The following is an 18,058-nucleotide window of genomic DNA, read 5'->3' as shown; positions in this document are numbered from 1 at the left end:
GAAGCCCTTATTCAAATGGGGACTAAACCTACCCATTTAATGTCAATTCAGTTAATATAACTGAAATCTCTTAACCACTAAAGCAATAAAGCCAAAGTAGTAAACCATGTCTTTTTGGAGAACACCGCTGCAAACTCTGTGGAGCGCACCAAAACGCTTAAAACACTCTCAAAAACAACCAGGCCTGGTTATTTTTGGGTTGTTTTTGAGTATATTTTTCACTCAAACTGCGCATTCCGCAGAGGAAAATACGCCACTTCAGTCTCCTGAAAGCCTCTACCAATTGGTTCTAGAACACCTTAAGCAAAAAACTGACCAACAATTGTTTAATGTTAAAATTGAGATACAAACTTTAAGTAAACATCTTAGATTTCAACAATGTACCACCACCCCTGATCTCCTAGACAAAAACCCAACAGACATAGCAGGTCGAAATACCTTTAAGGTCAGCTGTGAAAATCCCGACTGGTCAATCTATATGACCGCTAAGGTTGAAGGAGATTTGCCAGTCATCATGAGCACTCAAGGAATTTTAAAGTCTGCCGTTATTAAAAAAGACGATATTGCAACGGTACTGGTTCCTTACCAAAAAGTAAAACGCGGTGCTTTTACCCAATTGCAAAAAGTTTTGGGGTATCGTGCCAAAAAAAATATAAGTCCCAATACCATCATTACCTTAAAAGATGTACTACCGCCCTACTGGGTTTTTAAAGACAAACCCGTTAATCTTGTGACCCATATTGGCGATATTAATATCGAAACAAAAGGGGTTGCTTTAAGTGATGCGGTAGAGCAAGAACAGGTCACTGTGAAAAATTTATCTTCACAAAAACGCGTTAAAGGTATAGTTATTGCTCCCAACACCGTATGGATTCCATAACTAAAATTTAAACCGCTGAAAATACTCAAAAAAAGATGATATTTTGTTAAAGTTATCTCAAGGCCAGCCGTTAACTATTTTAAGAAAGATATAAAGACATAAAAATATAATATTGATAGAATACACAGGGATTATTGAGGGTTACCATCATGGACATTAAAAGTTTAAATCCAAGTTTAGTTAACAGCCGTGCCAACGACGCTGTTCGCAACCAAGAAAAGCCAGCTGGCGGTCTTAACAACCAAGGCTCAGGCTCTGCAAAGTCAACTGACAAAGTGACTTTGACCAATATGTCATCTCAGGCAAAAGAATTAGAAGCCAAAGCAGCTGACAGCAAAATTGATCAAACAGCGCGCATTGAAGCAATCAAAGCGGCCATTAAAGATGGCAGCTATCAGATTAATGCACAAAATATTGCCTCAAAATTGATTCAAACCGAATCAATGTTCGCTGGTGCATAACTTAAGACGGAAGCATCTACATGAATCATCTAGTTGACGAACAAGCCCTCATCCTTAAAACTCGTCAACTATTAGATGCTTTGTCAAAGTTTAAAGAAGTTTTGCAACAAGAGTCTAATATCCTAAAAAAATTCAATATTGAAACCCTGCCTGAATTATTAGAAAAAAAATCTGCCCTGTCTGAAACCATTGAAGCAAGCTTTAAACAATTCAATCTCTGTCTAGGCAGTGAAACACCCAAAACGTTAGACGCTTGGCTAGAAAGTGACATCTTTCCCACCCTGTCAAAAGAACTTCAAAAAAGCTTCAAAAAATTAATTGCGCTTACTAATGAATGTCACGATATGAATATGGCTAATGGCATGACCGTTCAAACCTTAAATAATATCAATCAAGTTTCATTGAATATTTTAACGGGCCAAACATCTCCCTCCAGTCAAGTCTATGGGGCTTCTGGCGAAAGACAAAAATCCAAAATGCAAACCTCTCTAGGTAAAGCCTAAATATTTCGACTCAGTTTTCTACTTTCTGGATGATAAGCCCCATTTGGCTCACTTTCTGCTTCACTTTAAGCCTAAACACAGTTACACTTTTTAGAAATTTTAAATGAGGCTTCAACAATGTCGATGGATCAACGCTCTTTTTTTCGTTTAGATGTCACCCTACCTTGTAGTTATCGCGTGATTTCAGCTGAAGAAGCTCAAGCACACCCTTTGCCCTCGTCGCCAGATACCTCTTATATTGAAAAATACTTTTTAGAAAATCTTGGCCAACTTGACGAGCAGATTAATGACATCATCAATCAAATAGGTTCAAAAAGCCTACTCATGGCAACTGCATTAACAGCCATCAACAGCAAAATTAACTTTATCTTACAGACAGTTGATCAAAAACAACTGACTAAAGCAATCCCACAACGCATGGTCAACCTCAGCGCCAGCGGTTTAGCCTTTGATGTTGAAGAAACTGTAACTATCAATGATAAGATTGATTTATTAATTCAACCTTTAAAAGATGAATCACCCATTTTAGTGCGTTGTAACATTGTTAAAGTGATGCCAGGAAAGTCATGTGCTAATTGTTCAATGGTTGCCTTAGAGTATGCAAAACTGTCTGAAGATGACCGTCGTAAATTGGTTTACTTTATTCAAAGCAAAGAAATCGAGATGGCTAGATTGAGTCGAGAAAAATAATCTTTACCATTTTATTGGCAAAAAAAAGGGCTCTTAACGAGCCCTTTTAGTATTTGCTAAATATTAAATCACTTCAATCAATAACTGATTCATGCGTTTGATAAATTCAGCAGGTTTTTCAAGCTGATTGCCTTCTGCTAATTGCGCTTGCTCTAGCAAAAACAATGACCATTCTTTAATTTTGGATTCATCCGTAAATGTATCCAGTTTTTTAACCAAAGCATGATCCGGGTTTAATTCTAAGACAGGCTTTTGTGCAGGTACAGATTGACCCAGCTGTTCCATCATACGAGCCATATGCGCTGACATTTCGCCTTCTGGACTCACCACACAGGCGGGAGAATCAGTCAATCTGGCAGTGACCTTAACATCAGACACTAAATCACTGATTGCGGCTTTAACTTTTTCAGTTAAGGCTTCACGAGATTTTTTATCTTCTTCAGAAAGATTCTTTTCCGCTTCTTCTTCAAACTCTTTTAAATCTGCTGAAGTCACTGACTTTAATTTTTTGCCTTCAAATTCAGTTAAGTGAGAAACCAACCATTCATCAATACGGTCTGACAACAACAAGACTTCAATGTCTTTCTTGCGGAACATCTCAAGATGAGGACTTCCTGCCGCTGCTGAATGCGTATCTGCTGTGATGTAATAAATATGCTCTTGCTCTGGCTTCATTCTGTCGATGTAGGCTTGCAGAGAAACTCTTTGCTGAGCTTGACCATCATTTGCGGTTGAAGCAAAACGTAATAAACCAGCTATCTTGTCTTTGTTAGCAAAATCTTCAATCACACCTTCTTTGATGACATTTCCAAACTGATCCCAAAAAGCTTCATAATCCTTAGCATCTTCTTCTTTAGACAACTTGGTCAAATGATCCAATACACGCTTCACCGAAGCAGAACGAATCTTATCAACCACCTTATTGCTTTGCAGAATTTCACGCGATACATTCAAAGGTAAATCATTAGAGTCAATCACACCACGAACAAAGCGCATATAAGTCGGCATGAGTTGTTCAGCATCATCCATAATATAAACGCGTTTTACATACAACTTTAAACCATAACGACGATCACGGTCGTAAAGGTCAAAAGGTGCTTTCTTAGGGATATACAATAACGAGGTGTATTCCAAGGTGCCTTCCACTTTATTATGAATATGTGCTAAAGGCGCTTCATAATCGTGTGATAGGGTTTGATAGAAATTATTGTATTCTTCATCCGTGAGTTCAGACTTTGGCTGAGTCCAAATAGCCGTTGCTTTGTTAACCTGCTCAAACTCACCAGTGCTTTTCATTTCTTTAGCTTCGGCATCCCACTCAGATTTAATCATTTTAATTGGGAAGCTGATATGGTCTGAATAAGTCGTCACGATATTTTTTAGACGATAATCATCTAAAAACTCATCCATATCTTCCTTAAGATGCAAAACAATTTCAGTCCCCTTGGTTGGTTTTTCAACCGTTTCTAAAGTGTAGTCACCTTCACCCTCAGAAACCCAACGCGTTGCATTTTGAGCAACATCCCCTGCACGGCGAGTCGTTAAAGTGACTTTATCAGCAACAATAAACGAGGCGTAAAAACCAACCCCAAACTGTCCAATCAAGCGTGAATCTTTAGCTTGATCTCCTGATAAACTTTCTAAGAATTTTTTAGTCCCTGAGTTGGCAATCGTTCCAATATTTGCAATCACCTCATCACGCGTCATCCCTATACCATTATCAGTTAGCGTAATGGTTTTTGCTTCTTTGTCATAACTTAGAGTAATGGCAAGCTCTGCTTCGCCTTCGGTTAAAGCATCGTTTGACACCGATTCGAAACGCAATTTATCCAACGCATCAGAAGCATTTGAAATCAACTCTCTTAAGAAAATCTCTTTATTAGAATACAAGGCATGAATCATCAACTTTAACAGTTGTTTGACTTCCGTCTGAAAGGCATGAGTTTCGGTTTGGCTCATTAATATTCTCCATTTAATTGACTAACGAATACACTCTTTGCTGAGTTGCAAAGGCTTGATAAGTACCTAATCAATAAGGACAGCCCTCACTTTTTCAAGTCTTAGGCAAAAAAAAACCCATTTAATACCAAATGGGTTTCAAGGAGGAATCATTAATAGCGCTAGCAAATCGAAAAAATGGACAAGTCAAACACCATTAAAAATCTCTAAAAATTTCTATTTTTCAGCAACTGTTTCTAAGGCTTCTTTGATGTGATCAGGTGCATTCGCAATGGACATGAAGCTGCCAGAACCCATCATAGACAAACTCGGCCAGTTAATGGCAATACGGAACTTACCATTTAAAGCAATGGCTCTGTCTTCAACCACTAAAATCTCGTAAGGTAAGTGTGCGGCATGAGAATGACCATTTTGATCAATTTGAGCCAGAATATTGGCATCTGAACCTTCTTTTTGTGACAAAGAAACCCCAATAACCGACATATTTTTGCCTGGAATATCGACACGATAGACTTTTGCAACGCCAGACTTTTTAGCCTGCAAACCTGCTTCGACTGTTTTCAAGGCTTCTTCATAAGACCCATAAGAAGCCAATCTATCTTCATCATCAAAATAAGGCATCATCATTTTATAATGATATTCACGCAAATCTTCTGCAGACAAACCTTCATCCGCGCCATAAGTGGAAACGTTACCCAACGCTTTTTCCATAGCCGTTTGCACGCCAGAAATATCGCCTTTCATACGGTAAGCGTTAAACTGGTAGGTTGGATTGGTATAAGAAACTTCCACCTTACCCGCTCGATTGACCACAGCCACTCTTTCAATTGCACCAAAACCACCGTTCTCAGAATTGGCTGCTAGGGATTTTAAAGTCGCATTTGTAACCACTAGAATATGGGTAGCGTCGTTTGGCGCATACTCTCCAACGACTTCAAAGCCTTGCCCAACTAAACTGCTTTTAGCCTTATCTGAAGCTGCGGCAACTGAATCAGCAGTTGTCTCTGCCAATACAAAAGGTTGATAGGTATCTGCCCAAACACTTGGAGCAACGAAAATTGCAGCTAAAGCCAACGTTGGCAACTGAATTGTTCTAAAATTTTTCATGAAATATCCTTTTATATTTGCAATGACTTAAATAAATTCATTTGTTTTAAGCAATCACTGCATTCTTATTTATATACAACTTTGCCATTGTTATAAACTTTACTGAATAAAGAAAATTCATTTTTTTTATCAGAGAATAAGCCAAAGTCAAACTTAGCCATTAAAAAGGTCTAAAATGCAAAAAGCCCCAATCGGGGCTTTTTGATAATTTGGTGTAGACGCTTGGTTTACAGGATTAGAAAAATTCTATTTCCTCTTCATCTTGTTCTGCAGCCGTTTGATTTTGCATGCGCTCAAGCATACGTACCTTCATAATTTCAATCGCTTTATCACCAGGTAATTGTTGATCAAAAATCAACTCAAACAATTCCTCTTCTTCTCTCATAGTCGTACCACGACGCACTTGAACTTTGAAGCTTTCCCATTGTTCGGCATTTTTAACATGCATTTCGTTAGAAACAATTTCTGCTAAACCCGTTAAACCTTTTGAAACATGGTCTAAACGCTGGCTGAGTTTATCGTAAAACTGAAATGCCATAATGGCTTGTTGCATTTTTTCAGCTAACTCACCAGTCTGCAATAACAAAGAATCGTTATGCTCTTGAATGCCATCAACATTGCCTGACATTTCTGATATTAATCGCGAAGATTCTTGGATACTGTGAATATGATTAGACATAAAAGTAAACGAGTCTATCAAAGTATTCACCGAGTGGTCACCTTCGGTAATCGACAACTCTATTTGGGCGATGGATAAGTTTAATATCAAAATCGTTTCTTGAACTTCTTTTGCCCCTAATGCATATTCATTTTCGTGTGAAGCCATCGTACCCTCGTTTCTTATCGATTAACCATCTGTGTATTTTAACGACTAATGTCATTAAAGTAAGCATTTTTTTGATTTTGCAAAACAAACCTTTATTGAGGTAATCAACATAAAAAGGCCATAAACAAAAAAACCTTCAAAATTGAAGGTTTTTTTATGCCACTTAAAAGGGTTTAAGCAACTTGAGGTTGATGGTAAGTCCCACCTTTATGACTAGAAAGTGTCTCAGAAATATCCAATATTAAAGAAACTGTACCATCCCCAAGAATGGTTGCACCAGCAATACCGTTTATTTTCATAAAATTACTTTCTAAACTTTTAATAACCACTTGTTGCTGACCTAATAAGTCATCTACAAACACACCTGCACGCTTACCGTTTTCTTCAACGACCACTAACAAGCCTTTGGTTAAGTCTGTTCTGGCATCCTTAACGCCTAATTTGTGATGTAAACGAATCACAGGAATATAGGTATCTCTTAACTTGTAAAGTTCTGTATTACCCGCAACGGATTTCACCAAAGATTTATCCACCTGGATAGATTCAACAATCGACACTAGCGGGAATACATAAACTTCCGACCCAACACTTGCCAACTGTCCATCCAAAATAGCCAATGTTAAAGGTAAACGAATCGTAAACACACTGCCTTTACCTCTTTCGGTGTGCACTTCTACAGAGCCACCCAAGCCGCGAATGTTACGACGAACCACATCCATACCAACACCACGACCAGAAATATCACTCACCACATCCGCTGTTGAGAAGCCTGCATGAAAAATTAAATCAACAATGTCATCTTCAGACATCTTGTGTTCTGCATCAATAATGCCTTTTTCAATGGCTTTTTGACGAACACGATCAACATTAATCCCTGCACCATCATCCGTAATCTGGATTAAGATATTGCCACCTTGGTGGAAAGCAGCCATTTTAACAGTCCCCATCGCAGGTTTACCGGCTGCTCTTCTAACTTCTGGGCTTTCAATACCATGGTCAATCGAGTTACGAACAATATGTACCAATGGATCTGTTAAGGCCTCTAACATCGTTTTATCTAATTCAGTGCCTTCACCTTCCATCACCAGTTCAATCTGCTTACCTAATTTTTGGCTCACATCATGCACAATTCTAGGCATACGGTTAAATGCAAAGCTCACTGGTAACATACGAATATTCATAACACTTTCTTGCAAATCACGCGTGTGACGCTCAAGGTGAGTTAAACCTTCTTTCAGTTTATCTACCCAGTCGGTAGCGTTTTCACCACCCTGTTCAGCTTGTTCAGCCTGTTCGCCAAACTGACTAAGCATTGATTGAGTAATAACCAATTCACCAACCAAGTTCACCATTTGATCGATTTTGCTTAAATCAACACGAATAGAACCATCTTGCTTAGGTGGTGCTTTGGCAGACTGAGCGGCTCCACCGGGTTTTTCGGCAACTTTAGCTGCTTCTGCAGCAGGTGCCACGGCAACTGGAGCAGCCGCTGGTTTAACCACTTCAAGTTGAGCCGCTACTGGTGCTGCTTTAACTTCTGGCGCAACGATAGTTACTTGCGCACCGTCGCCGTCAATCCATTCAAAGACTTCTTTCACATCAGCAAGGGCAATTGACTCACCCGTTAATTCTAAATCCCATGATAAATGCAGCTCTTCAGGGTCTAAATCATCGGCAGATGGTAAGTTTTCGTCATTCGCAAATACTGAGAGTTTGCCCAGTGTTTCTAACTCTCTAAAAATTCTAATTGGCTCATTGCCCGTTTGAATAAGCTCTTTCTCAGGAATAATTTTAATTTTCCAAATACCATCAGAATCAACAGTAGCAGGTGCACTTTCAGCAGCAGGCGAAGCGCTTGCAGTGGCCGCTTCAGAATGATCAGAGCCCATACCCAGAATGGCTTCTAATTGCCCCTGAACTTCAGCAGCTCTTTCTTCGTCAATGGGATCATGATTTTGTAAACGCGATAGCATATCTCTTAAGACATCAACAGCTGCCAACATAACATCAATAGATGGCTGAGTAACTTCTCGACGACCATCGCGCATTTCATCCAATAAGGTTTCTAGGACATGGGTAAATCCAGCAATTTCAGTAAAACCAAAAGTGCCGCTTCCACCCTTAATTGAGTGAGCTGCTCTAAAGATTTCATTAATCTTTTCGTTGTCTGGGACTCCTGGCGGGAGATTCAACAACCCAGTCTCCATGACATCCAAGCCCTCAAAGCTCTCTTCAAGATAGGTTTGTCGAAATGTTTCCATCATGTCCATAATCACTTCCTCAGAAAAGTTCCACATCGCCTTCAACAGGTTTTGTGCCGATATTATTAATATAACGCGTTTCTTCAGCCGCTAATGACTGATTGTGCATGGCATTGAGTCGTCTAACACGAACTCGGCCACTGTTGGGATAAAACAAAATTTTGCGTGGATATATGTCGCCAATATCTTGCGAAACTATTTTAAAGCCTTCTGTGTACACATAGTCAAATGCAAAGCCAATATTGTACCAACCTATGTTAGTCATGGAATTCATTATTCTTCCACCACCAAATAACTTAAATTCTAGTCGCTCGCGTTTTGCACCATTGTTTAACAAAGCATTTACTAAGTTTTCCATGGCATAGTTACCATAACGATTCGCATCTGAAAGTTCTGAAGCACCTGTGGAGTTTTTATCAACCGGTAACATGAAATGATTCATGCCGCCCACCCCACTGATGGGATCTCTAACACAAGCAGAAATACAGGAACCCAGCACAGTTTCAATGCGTTCGTTTTCACGAGTGACATAAAATTCACCCGGCAGAATCTTAATTGTTTTTATGCCTTCCGCTGGATCAATACTGATTTGCATATTGAGTATAAATACCTAAATGAATTTTAATTTAAGCCTTAAAAAATTAATAGTAATAATACTCGCATTTATTCATTAAGCACGCAAGTATTAGTTCAAAATCCCTCACAAGATTTATTTATACTGCCATTTTAAAGGCGTTTAATTCTTTTATTTTGGCAACAACTGCTGTTTCTCACGCTTCTTCTCATCACGGCGTTTTTTAAAAAACAGACTGAGCTGTGCAGAACACTTATCCTCTAAAACCCCTTGCACCGATTCTATCTTATGATTTAACAATGAGGAGTTAGTTAACTGAAACACAGAGTCCACTGCGCCAGTTTTAAGGTCTTTAGCCCCATATACCAAACGCTTTACTCTGGCATGAACCAAAGCACTTGCACACATAGAACAGGGTTCTAAAGTAACGTAAAGAGTTAAATCAATTAATCGATAGTTTTTAATCACTTGTCCCGCTGCTCTTAAAGCCAAGACTTCAGCATGTGCTGTCGGATCATTTTGATGAATGACAGCATTAAACCCTTCAGAAACCCATTGATTATCTTTAACACAAACCGCGCCAACCGGCACTTCTCCAGCCTCTTCAGCTTTCTGCGCCAAATCCATCGCATAGCTCATCCAAAAAGCATCTTGCTCGGCTTGACTTAGGTTCTCTGGACAAATAGGAATCATTAAAAACTCTTTTGAACGCTATAAAAAAGGCTTTCGTCAGAAAGCCTTTTTAATGTCTATTCCCACTCAGTAGTAACATTGATAATTTCCTGTTTAATATCAATCATTTACCACATAATAATAGTTAGCGTGTAAGTAATGTGTAAGTCTACCACTACTTTGCACGTTTTATTTGCGCTTGTGCAACTATTGCAATTCAATAGTTTACGCAATCCCTTGTTGCACATTGTAAGACGAAGAACGTGCTTTAACCAAACACGTTCACCATATAACTTGTCATTTTTTCTTTTGTGTCACTCGTCTGCCAAACTGCGCTTGTTGTTCAATAAGTGTGTCTAACTCACCATATTCAGCAGCTTCGCGCACCTTAGCTAGCACATCAGCAACTTCTGCTTCAGTAGCTAGTTCGATTGCATTCTTGCCTTTGGCAAACTCTAAAGGCTTGCTTCCATAGCGCACTACAAGATTAATCTTTCCATCAACACTAGCAGTCCACCAACGCTTAACACGTTTGGCAACCTCCACTTTGCGTTGATTACCATGTTCGTCAGTAACCCACTTGTGTTGCGTAGGTGTGTAATCTTTATTTGCTGCAAGTTGGATTTGTTCATCAATCTTTGCAATCAGCTTGCGACGACGAACAGCGATAGGGTTACTACTTTGAAGTGGGTTAAAAGCAACGAAATTTAGTGTATCAAGTACAGACATAACAGCCTCCTTATTAGCTAAAGGCATTGTGCTTTCAGAGTTCCGAGGCTGTCATCCGAAGATTAGTCATATGTATTCAGAAACTTATCTAGCTTAGATGCTTTAGGCTTAAATGCTGGCGCTGCGTCTCTACCAATGTTGTGCATTGCACGTTCAACTACAGCTAACTTAATACTCTGTTTCTTTGTATGTTATACAAAATAAAAAAACAGAATTGTTTCCGATCAATATTCAATAAAATCGTATGCTTCGATTGCTTTACTGAAGTCAAAATTAAGCAAACTATCCCCATTAAAAATTTGATCTCTGCGACGAAAAACTGCAAAAAGTTTATCAATGTCTGGCTTAAAGAAAGCTTCAACCATCTTACTTCTTTCAAGTTCAAAATACTTACTAGCTATTTTAAATTTTTCCGCCAAATCTGAGTCATCAACCCAAACGTTATGACTTTCAAATAACAAAATACCACCGTCAGCCATAAGGTTATAAATCTTGTTAATGTATTGCTCAAATGAGATATTTAGCCCACCGTCGATGGTATGGTGGTTTGATAAAGATAGAACACAGTCAAAACGTCTTTCCGACGAAAATTTCTGAAAGTCTTTATCTAGAAACTCAACATTTTTTAGATCAAGATGATTAGCTGTTGCCCGCCCTATCTCATTAAGATAATTGTTGTACTCTAAAGCTAATACGCTTTTCGCCTTTGTTGCAATTTCGCAACTCATAAATCCAGCATTAGAACCAATATCAAGAACACAACTTTCTGAATTAATGTAACGAAATGCGTCATAACGTTCCAACCTATCTTCAGTTGGTTTGACACCAAACAATCCGAGTTTGTTGTAGCCTTGATACAAGGCTCCACCACAATAAACCATCGCTCCCCATTCGCTGATCTGTTTTTTATTGATTTGGTCGATTTCTAAATGAAGTGTTTCAACAGATGGGTTGTCTTTACAAAATAAAATTTGTTTATCTTTTAGTTGCTTTGCGACTTTCTCCCAGCCAGTTCCTTCTCTTTTCGTTCCCCTTAATTTTCTGTAAAGAGACACTATCAGCTTATATTTTCTTAGTTTATCTTTTATACGCTCTTTCATTGTACGCCTCTTCCTTTGGCCAATGATCCTTTTAACATGCCAGCAGTAAAGCCAAACTCTTTACAAAGACGTTTTACTTCCTTCAGTGCGTTAGCACGTTCGTTCTTCTTAGCTTCAACCATCTGCTGCTGAATTGCTTCCATTTCAGCTTTCAACTCGTCATAAGATTTCATCACACACCTCCGTTGGTTATGTTTCAGTCTTATATTATAGATTTGTTAAGGGAATGAACAGCACGTTTTTTCTACGCTTGCTGTAGTGTAATGATTTTAAGGGAGAAGTATTTGCACAGCGTCTCACTATGCCAGTCAGTCATTGCGTCAACCACACAGTCAAACAGCTACAAACTGTACGCTTTGGATTGATTCTTAACGTCTGTCTCTGTCGTCTTGTTGATTTGGTAACGGTGGCTGTGGACGAATAGGTGTAAAGTCTGTTCGTTCTGTGTCTTTTGATGTAGTCTGCTGCTGTGGTTCTTGTTTGACTATCTTCGTCTTAGGCACTGTTACAGTGCGTGTGACAGTCTTTGTTTCTGGTTTAGCCATCTTCTTTGCGAGTGCCACAACGCTACTGCTAGTAGTTAGCATTAACTCTAGTGCCGCCCACTTAGTTTCGTCATCAACACGTTCTATCTCACCACGTATAGCGTTTAAGGATTGCTGTATATCTTGTAGTGCTGTCTTGTTCATACTGTTATTTAGCAACTAGCAGAGTGTACTGATGCAAAATCACCACCCCACTTCTGTAAGTACTCCACCGCAGAAAACCGCAGCACGAAAATTTACTACTTAAAACCCAATTTCGGATGACGAGGCTGTTGAGTTGAAGCTACAGTGCTATGCGTCAAACCCTCACCTCGTCTTTCCACCATCCTACAGCATCACTATTAATCTGCTTGTGACACTGTTCGCTCAGCTCAATAAAACGCTTTCCAAGCTGTGTATGGCGTTCTGTCACCGTCATACAGCGTCCGTAGTGCTGTAATTTGCTTGCACATATAGCCAATGTGCCCACACTAGGTTTGACACGCTTAAAACGCAGCGTACGCATGTAGCACTCGCTTCTACACAGCCAATCTTTGCTGAACTCACTTTCGCTGCTAACAGCGCCAATCTGCACCAATAACTCAAATACATCGTTTAGAACCGTTTTCTGCATCCTTTTCTTCCTCAGTTGATAAATAACAATATGCACAGCTTGTAAGTATTGCCGTGTATTTATCTGCACACAGTGCCCAACTAAACGACATCGAGTTTGCCAACGAAGGTTGAAGCCAACGGATTTTGTCAGCACACGCAACGTTCTAGCAGAGGCGTTCAAAAGCGGTAGCTTCGTAATCGCTTTGGAGTGTCAACACTTTTTCGTACCTAGATTTTCTTCAATTTCTTTTAGTCGGTCTAGTCTCAATTTCTCGAATTTTGCCGGTGAAATATAACCGTTCGAGCTGTGTGGTCTGATATGGTTGTAGTGACCCATATATTCTGAAACCAGCCAGCGCATTTCTTGTTGGCTTATTATTTTTTTAAGCTGGTAAATTGTTTCTGTTTTGAAAGACTTAAAGAAGCTCTCAATGACGGCATTATCCCAACAATTTCCACGACGACTCATGCTTTGCTTAATGCTCCAATGGGCAATCAGTTTGCGATAATCATTACTGATAAATTGACTACCTTGGTCAGTGTGAACCATCAGTCCTTTAGGGGGCTTACGATTCTACAAGGCTCTTTTTAATGCGGTTTCAATCAGCTCAGAACGCATGTGTGATTCTAATGCCCAGCCGACTACTTTTCTTGAGTAGAGGTCGATGTAGGTCGCCAAGTACATCCAGCCTTGCTGGGTTTTTACTTGTGTTATGTCACCAACCCATACTTGGTTGATATAGCAGACTTTAAACTCACGTTTGAGTAGGTTTGGCTTTATTTTGGGGTCATTAATCGCCGCACTATTGGCTTTCTTAAACTTCTTACGAGTTTGCACGATTAGGCCTTGTTCTCTCATGATTCGTGCGATTTTTCGCCGACTCATCGTCACTTTCTTTTCGTTGGCTAAATAACCTTTTATGCCTCTTGCTCCTGCATTTCCTTTTAAGGTGGTAAAGGCATCTTTAATCAAGTCAGCATTATCTTTTTGTTCGCCGACCTTATCTGTCAAATCCAGTTTTAGCCAGCTATGAAAGCTGCTGATAGGCACTTTTAATACCTTGCACATCAGCGCAAGCAGGAATTCTTCTCGATGCTTTTGTATCCAGACATACTTCACTTGTCGAGGCTGGCGAAGTATGCGGTGGCTTTTTTTAAGATATCTCGCTCCATCTTGGCTTGAGCAAGTTCTTTTTTGAGCCGTTTATTTTCTTGCTCTAGAGATTCAGATTGATTTGGAATCACTGCCAAATCATTTTTAAGTTTATGCGCACGAACCCATGTGTAAACAACGGTTACTGGTAACTCATAATCTCTGGCAGCTTGGGCTGAACTTCTTCCGCCATTAACGATAGCGTCAATCACTTCTTTTTTGAGTTCAGGGTCATATTTTGCATTGGCCATTTCGGGTCTCCTTTGGATGATGATTTTATAACATCATCTAGGTACGAAATAGTGTAGCCACAACACTATACAAAACAAGACGCATGTTAAGTCTGTGGATGATGAAACCGCAGAAGCTGCGTAGCACACTGTGTAATGCTACGTAGTTGCGTTGGTACTTAGGCAAGTAAACGGTAATCGCCCAACCATATCGAAACTTAGCGGTACGCTAAGAAGGCTTGTTACACAGTGGCTGATAGCAACTCAAATGAGACGCTAAAAGCTGTTAGAAGGCTGCTTAAGCCTTCTTATGGCTAAACACAATCTAAATGAGCCACATCAATAACGATACAAGAAAAAATACGTAGTGCTGTATGTGATTGAGCGCAAGCGAATGAACAAACGGCACAAGTAGTGTTAGCGAAGCTGACACTTTAACTCATAATTTAGCGCCACTCATAAAACATAATAAAATAACAATTATCTTACATTTCCACATAAGTCTTTGATGTATGGAAGGAATTATATGAGCACTTATTGGTTGCTCAAATAGAACATCAGAAAATACGCTGTATGCATGAAAACATTACATTTAGGTGGTGACATATGGCACAAGCAAAGACACTTAGCAAAGCAGAACTTAAGCAGCTACTAGACGTAACAAATTCGTGCAGTCGCTATGCCGCACGTGACAGTACGATGCTACTGTTCACGCACTTGTGTGGTTTACGTGTTGGAGAAGTAGCTGCACTGCGCTTTGATGACGTATTAGATGCAAACGAAACAGTACGAGACGAAATGACACTTGATGCAGCACGTACTAAGTCAAAACGTGCACGTAAGATATTTCTGCCAAAGCAAATGCAGCGTCAGCTTCAAGCATACGTTAGCAGCGTTGCTAAGCGTCCACAGCACGGTTATTTGTTCTCTACGCAAAAGAGTGCAAGGTTTAGTGCAAACAGTGCTACACAGCATCTACAACGCTTGTATGCACGTGCAGGAATTGCTGGCGCTACGTCGCACAGTGGCAGACGTACTTGGTTAACAACGCTTAGTCAGAAAGGCGTTAGCGTATTTGTACTAGCTGATATGGCTGGACATCGAAGCATTCAGACAACACAGCGTTACGTAACAGTAAATGATGAGATGAAACGTAACGCTGCCGAGTTAATCTAAACAACTTCAATAGTGCCATCATCTGTAGAAATTCAGACTTCATCTGACAGTTCCCCGTTTTTTATGAGTGTCTGTCAGTTTAAGTTTAAGCTACGAACTTTTCAGCCCATATCTTTTTGCCATCTTCCAATGTTTCCATTGGTGTTCTTCCACAACACATTTTACCTTGATGAGTTCTGTGATGGTTGTAAAAATGAATCCACTCATCCAGGTCCGTTTGAAGTTGTTCAATTGATGTGTAAATCTTTTTGCGGAAAGTGATTTGGTAAAACTCCTGCAAAATGGTTTTGTGAAAGCGCTCACAAATGCCATTGGTTTGCGGTGATTTGACTTTGGTTTTAGTGTGCTCAATATCATTTAGCGCCAAGTATAATTGATAATCGTGCTGCTCCGCTTTACCACAATACTCAGTGCCACGGTCAGTCAGGATTCTGAGCATGGGCAGTTCGTGTTGCTCAAAAAATGGTAGCACTCGATCATTAAGGGTATCTGCCGCTGTTATCGGTGTTTTGGTGGCATAAAGCTTAGCAAACGCTACTTTTGAGTAGGTATCGACAAAGGTTTGTTGATAGATTCTGCCAACACCTTTTAAGGTGCCAACATAGAAGGTATCTTGCGAACCCAAGTACCCTGGATGGGCAGTATCAATTTCACCGCTGACTTCATCGTCATGCTTTTTCTTTTCAAGGGCTACGACCTGCGCTTCGGTCAGAATAATGCCGTCGTTGGCAACCTTGTCTTCTAAAGCTTTTAAACGGTCTTTGAAGTTAGCCAGTTCATTTCTGATCCAGATACTGCGCACGCCACTAGATGAAACGAATATACCGAGTTTTCTGAGTTCATTGCTTGCTCTAAGTTGACCGTAAGCAGGATAGTCAATCGCATATTGAATAACGGCTTGTTCAGTTACTTCATCTACTCGGTTTTTAAGGTTGGGTTTCCGGCGGGTTTTATCGATTAGAGCATCAACACCACCGTCATCAACGGCAGCTTTATAACGATAGAAAGTATCTCGAGATAAGCCCATTACTTTGCAGGCTTTTGAAACATTGCCAAGTTCTTCTGCAAGATTGAGTAATCCGACTTTATGTTTGATGATTTTTTGATTAGTATTAATCATGTGAGTTTCCTTTGTTTTGATTTTGATTAGACACCTAATATCAAAACGGGAAACTTGCTCTTTTTCAAGAGCAGTGTCAGATGAAGTCGTGACTTTTACACATCATCTCTGCGTCTGTAGTCAGCTACAGCGTTGGTTAAACGTATTTCATCGTTTAAGTGGTAATACGTCTTTTCAATCTGCGCCACGCTAGTGCCACACATGTCTGCTATCTGCCTAAACGTTAAGCCACTCATAATGCGCTGCGTAATCATAAAGTGACGCAAGCTGTAGGGTACTAAGTCACGTGTTTCCCTATCGGCAATATCGGCTAACTCAATCATCTTGTGCCAGTGATACAGCAGCGTACGCTTACTTAACTCACTAGCGCCATCAGCAGTAAATATTAACTCATCAGCAGTTTTAGGTTTGGTAATTTCACGTAAGCGTTCAAAGTACTGTCCGTTGCGACACAAGAAGGTACGGCTTGTACGCACTTTACTTGTTTCAGCACGTACGTGGATACGTGCCAGCTTTTGTTCTTCGCCGTTCACTTTGTGCTGTTCAATCTGCACATCACTCCAACGCAACTGTCGCTGTTCGCCAACTCGCAACCCACTGTTAGCTGCGATTAGAACATAGTGCTGCACGATTTTTCGCACTCTAAGTTCTGCATCATCTAGCTTGTTGTGTTTGGCAGTGTAGGTACGCATAGCACGATACAGCGCTTCGTATTCATCGTTAGTAAGTGTTGCACGACGAATAGCTTCGTTACCTTTATCTAAGCGTGGAAGCTTCTTAAAGTCGAAGCTATCAATGTGCGTTTCGCCATTCTTATGCAGCCATTTCAACATAGCATTGATAGTGCTTTGCTCGTTTTGAACTGTGACTTGTTTGACTTTGGTGTTGGTGTTGGAGGATTTGTGGCGATGATAGTAGTAGTTTTCGCAGTCACTGCGTTCCAACTCTTTTAGCTTAGTATCTTTGCCAATGTAGCTAAGAAAGTGCTGTAGATGTGTTGCGATTGTTGCATGTCTTCCTTTGACTATATGTCCAAGTTCAACATCACGCTTGCGGAAGTTCAAGTACTTCTCAACACCCTCTTTTGTAGTAATTGAGAAGTAGCTTTTGCCTTGCTAAAGATTTGCGTAGATTTCTAAGTAAGCTGCTTTGCCACGTTCAATTGCTGTGCTTTCACTGCGTGTACGAAGGCTTTTTCGTGCGTACTTATTTTCCTTTGCCAACCAGATTCGAAACTGCCAATACTCGCCTCGCTTGTAGATACAAGCCTCGTCAAATATTGCTATTTCGCCTTCAGCAAAGTGCTGTTTCTTCATTGCCAAATCTTAGTCTCTGAGTTAATACGAGTTTTAGTAGTCACACGTTTGTGCAACATTTTGTGTAACTGTATGAAAAAAGACTAAGGAAATCAACGATTGATTTCTGAGCGTGAAACAAGCGTGTAAGTAATTAATCGATATAAATCAATAACTTACACG

Annotated in this window: 20 protein-coding genes and 1 pseudogene; 5 read left to right on the top strand and 16 right to left on the bottom strand. The window is 39.9% G+C overall.

The features are described 5' to 3' along the window. Positions 1–106 precede the first annotated feature (106 nt). The 4 genes from flgA (at position 107) to THMIRH_RS04095 (ending at position 2,534) form a co-directional block, all read left to right on the top strand. On the top strand, positions 107–880 hold the full coding sequence (flgA, locus tag THMIRH_RS04110) for a flagellar basal body P-ring formation chaperone FlgA (RefSeq protein ID WP_173290897.1): 774 nt from the start codon (positions 107–109) through the stop codon (positions 878–880). 149 nt (positions 881–1,029) lie between these two features. Further along, positions 1,030–1,341 carry a flagellar biosynthesis anti-sigma factor FlgM gene (gene flgM, locus THMIRH_RS04105; protein ID WP_173290896.1) on the top strand — a complete coding sequence of 104 codons (312 nt, stop codon included), beginning with the start codon at positions 1,030–1,032 and terminating at the stop codon, positions 1,339–1,341. Between the two features lie 20 nt (positions 1,342–1,361). Next, positions 1,362–1,844, top strand: coding sequence for a flagella synthesis protein FlgN (locus tag THMIRH_RS04100; protein WP_173290895.1), 483 nt, complete (start codon positions 1,362–1,364; stop codon positions 1,842–1,844). Between the two features lie 117 nt (positions 1,845–1,961). Further along, positions 1,962–2,534 (top strand): PilZ domain-containing protein, encoded by a 573-nt coding sequence (locus tag THMIRH_RS04095; protein WP_173290894.1) that lies wholly within the window; start codon positions 1,962–1,964, stop codon positions 2,532–2,534. Between the two features lie 63 nt (positions 2,535–2,597). Here the strand turns inward: THMIRH_RS04095 and htpG are convergent, their stop codons facing one another. The 13 genes and pseudogenes from htpG to THMIRH_RS04035 form a co-directional block, all read right to left on the bottom strand. Further along, complete coding sequence (gene htpG / locus THMIRH_RS04090; RefSeq protein ID WP_173290893.1) at positions 2,598–4,493, bottom strand: molecular chaperone HtpG; 1,896 nt, start codon at positions 4,491–4,493, stop codon at positions 2,598–2,600. 216 nt (positions 4,494–4,709) lie between these two features. Continuing rightward, a complete protein-coding gene (locus THMIRH_RS04085) occupies positions 4,710–5,600 on the bottom strand; it encodes a hypothetical protein (protein ID WP_173290892.1) in 891 nt (296 codons plus the stop codon). A 235-nt stretch (positions 5,601–5,835) separates the two neighbouring features. Continuing rightward, positions 5,836–6,426, bottom strand: coding sequence for a hypothetical protein (locus THMIRH_RS04080; protein ID WP_173290891.1), 591 nt, complete (start codon positions 6,424–6,426; stop codon positions 5,836–5,838). A 173-nt stretch (positions 6,427–6,599) separates the two neighbouring features. Then, positions 6,600–8,696, bottom strand: coding sequence for a chemotaxis protein CheA (locus THMIRH_RS04075; RefSeq protein WP_173292383.1), 2,097 nt, complete (start codon positions 8,694–8,696; stop codon positions 6,600–6,602). Positions 8,697–8,706: 10 nt separating this feature from the next. Further along, on the bottom strand, positions 8,707–9,282 hold the full coding sequence (gene cheD / locus THMIRH_RS04070; RefSeq protein ID WP_173290890.1) for a chemoreceptor glutamine deamidase CheD: 576 nt from the start codon (positions 9,280–9,282) through the stop codon (positions 8,707–8,709). 150 nt (positions 9,283–9,432) lie between these two features. Next, complete coding sequence (tadA, locus tag THMIRH_RS04065; RefSeq protein ID WP_173290889.1) at positions 9,433–9,954, bottom strand: tRNA adenosine(34) deaminase TadA; 522 nt, start codon at positions 9,952–9,954, stop codon at positions 9,433–9,435. Between the two features lie 276 nt (positions 9,955–10,230). Next, positions 10,231–10,662: a DUF6641 family protein gene (locus THMIRH_RS04060; RefSeq protein WP_173290888.1), complete on the bottom strand. Its 432-nt coding sequence runs from the start codon at positions 10,660–10,662 to the stop codon at positions 10,231–10,233. A gap of 224 nt (positions 10,663–10,886) precedes the next feature. Further along, positions 10,887–11,762: a class I SAM-dependent methyltransferase gene (locus THMIRH_RS04055; protein WP_173290887.1), complete on the bottom strand. Its 876-nt coding sequence runs from the start codon at positions 11,760–11,762 to the stop codon at positions 10,887–10,889. After that, positions 11,759–11,935 carry an H-NS family nucleoid-associated regulatory protein gene (locus THMIRH_RS04050; protein WP_173290886.1) on the bottom strand — a complete coding sequence of 59 codons (177 nt, stop codon included), beginning with the start codon at positions 11,933–11,935 and terminating at the stop codon, positions 11,759–11,761. Before THMIRH_RS04050 ends, THMIRH_RS04055 begins: the two co-directional genes overlap by 4 nt. A 670-nt stretch (positions 11,936–12,605) precedes the next feature. Next, entirely contained in the window at positions 12,606–12,920 is a 315-nt protein-coding gene (locus tag THMIRH_RS12190) for a DUF6626 family protein (RefSeq protein WP_425335809.1), read from the bottom strand. Between the two features lie 192 nt (positions 12,921–13,112). Continuing rightward, complete coding sequence (locus tag THMIRH_RS12185; RefSeq protein WP_425335810.1) at positions 13,113–13,370, bottom strand: integrase core domain-containing protein; 258 nt, start codon at positions 13,368–13,370, stop codon at positions 13,113–13,115. A 39-nt stretch (positions 13,371–13,409) separates the two neighbouring features. Continuing rightward, positions 13,410–14,021: pseudogene (locus THMIRH_RS12160) on the bottom strand (IS3 family transposase); the annotation flags it as partial. Next, a complete protein-coding gene (locus THMIRH_RS04035; RefSeq protein ID WP_173290884.1) occupies positions 14,018–14,305 on the bottom strand; it encodes a transposase in 288 nt (95 codons plus the stop codon). The pseudogene THMIRH_RS12160 and the gene THMIRH_RS04035, both read right to left, overlap by 4 nt. A 585-nt stretch (positions 14,306–14,890) precedes the next feature. On the opposite strand from THMIRH_RS04035, the gene THMIRH_RS04030 reads away from it, so the two are divergent. Beyond that, complete coding sequence (locus THMIRH_RS04030; protein WP_173290883.1) at positions 14,891–15,460, top strand: tyrosine-type recombinase/integrase; 570 nt, start codon at positions 14,891–14,893, stop codon at positions 15,458–15,460. 85 nt (positions 15,461–15,545) lie between these two features. On the opposite strand, the gene THMIRH_RS04025 is transcribed toward THMIRH_RS04030, so the two are convergent. The 3 genes from THMIRH_RS04025 to THMIRH_RS12070 form a co-directional block, all read right to left on the bottom strand. Beyond that, a complete protein-coding gene (locus THMIRH_RS04025) occupies positions 15,546–16,580 on the bottom strand; it encodes an IS481 family transposase (RefSeq protein ID WP_173289970.1) in 1,035 nt (344 codons plus the stop codon). Between the two features lie 95 nt (positions 16,581–16,675). Further along, on the bottom strand, positions 16,676–17,644 hold the full coding sequence (locus THMIRH_RS04020; protein ID WP_198415246.1) for a tyrosine-type recombinase/integrase: 969 nt from the start codon (positions 17,642–17,644) through the stop codon (positions 16,676–16,678). A 51-nt stretch (positions 17,645–17,695) separates the two neighbouring features. Next, the gene (locus THMIRH_RS12070) at positions 17,696–17,896 is read right to left on the bottom strand and encodes a hypothetical protein (RefSeq protein ID WP_198415245.1); all 201 of its coding nucleotides are present in this window, start codon (positions 17,894–17,896) and stop codon (positions 17,696–17,698) included. Positions 17,897–18,058: the final 162 nt, after the last annotated feature.

Origin of the sequence: Thiosulfativibrio zosterae, from assembly GCF_011398155.1 — a bacterium.
Taxonomy (GTDB): domain Bacteria; phylum Pseudomonadota; class Gammaproteobacteria; order Thiomicrospirales; family Thiomicrospiraceae; genus Thiosulfativibrio; species Thiosulfativibrio zosterae.
The sequence above is the reverse complement of the archived record's forward strand: the minus strand, read 5'-3'. Positions and strand labels throughout refer to the sequence as shown.

Bases quoted from the DNA above. Each gene is read 5' to 3' on its own strand.
- THMIRH_RS04095 (WP_173290894.1), top strand. From the start codon at position 1,962: ATGTCGATGGATCAACGCTCTTTTTTTCGTTTAGATGTCACCCTACCT.
- THMIRH_RS04030 (WP_173290883.1), top strand. From the start codon at position 14,891: ATGGCACAAGCAAAGACACTTAGCAAAGCAGAACTTAAGCAGCTACTA.
- htpG (WP_173290893.1), bottom strand. From the start codon at position 4,493: ATGAGCCAAACCGAAACTCATGCCTTTCAGACGGAAGTCAAACAACTG.
- THMIRH_RS04080 (WP_173290891.1), bottom strand. From the start codon at position 6,426: ATGGCTTCACACGAAAATGAATATGCATTAGGGGCAAAAGAAGTTCAA.
- THMIRH_RS04085 (WP_173290892.1), bottom strand. From the start codon at position 5,600: ATGAAAAATTTTAGAACAATTCAGTTGCCAACGTTGGCTTTAGCTGCA.
- tadA (WP_173290889.1), bottom strand. From the start codon at position 9,954: ATGATTCCTATTTGTCCAGAGAACCTAAGTCAAGCCGAGCAAGATGCT.
- THMIRH_RS04100 (WP_173290895.1), top strand. From the start codon at position 1,362: ATGAATCATCTAGTTGACGAACAAGCCCTCATCCTTAAAACTCGTCAA.
- cheD (WP_173290890.1), bottom strand. From the start codon at position 9,282: ATGCAAATCAGTATTGATCCAGCGGAAGGCATAAAAACAATTAAGATT.
- flgA (WP_173290897.1), top strand. From the start codon at position 107: ATGTCTTTTTGGAGAACACCGCTGCAAACTCTGTGGAGCGCACCAAAA.
- flgM (WP_173290896.1), top strand. From the start codon at position 1,030: ATGGACATTAAAAGTTTAAATCCAAGTTTAGTTAACAGCCGTGCCAAC.
- THMIRH_RS12190 (WP_425335809.1), bottom strand. From the start codon at position 12,920: ATGCAGAAAACGGTTCTAAACGATGTATTTGAGTTATTGGTGCAGATT.
- THMIRH_RS12185 (WP_425335810.1), bottom strand. From the start codon at position 13,370: ATGAGTCGTCGTGGAAATTGTTGGGATAATGCCGTCATTGAGAGCTTC.
- THMIRH_RS04035 (WP_173290884.1), bottom strand. From the start codon at position 14,305: ATGGCCAATGCAAAATATGACCCTGAACTCAAAAAAGAAGTGATTGAC.
- THMIRH_RS04025 (WP_173289970.1), bottom strand. From the start codon at position 16,580: ATGATTAATACTAATCAAAAAATCATCAAACATAAAGTCGGATTACTC.
- THMIRH_RS04050 (WP_173290886.1), bottom strand. From the start codon at position 11,935: ATGAAATCTTATGACGAGTTGAAAGCTGAAATGGAAGCAATTCAGCAG.
- THMIRH_RS04060 (WP_173290888.1), bottom strand. From the start codon at position 10,662: ATGTCTGTACTTGATACACTAAATTTCGTTGCTTTTAACCCACTTCAA.
- THMIRH_RS04075 (WP_173292383.1), bottom strand. From the start codon at position 8,696: ATGGACATGATGGAAACATTTCGACAAACCTATCTTGAAGAGAGCTTT.
- THMIRH_RS04055 (WP_173290887.1), bottom strand. From the start codon at position 11,762: ATGAAAGAGCGTATAAAAGATAAACTAAGAAAATATAAGCTGATAGTG.
- THMIRH_RS12070 (WP_198415245.1), bottom strand. From the start codon at position 17,896: ATGAAGAAACAGCACTTTGCTGAAGGCGAAATAGCAATATTTGACGAG.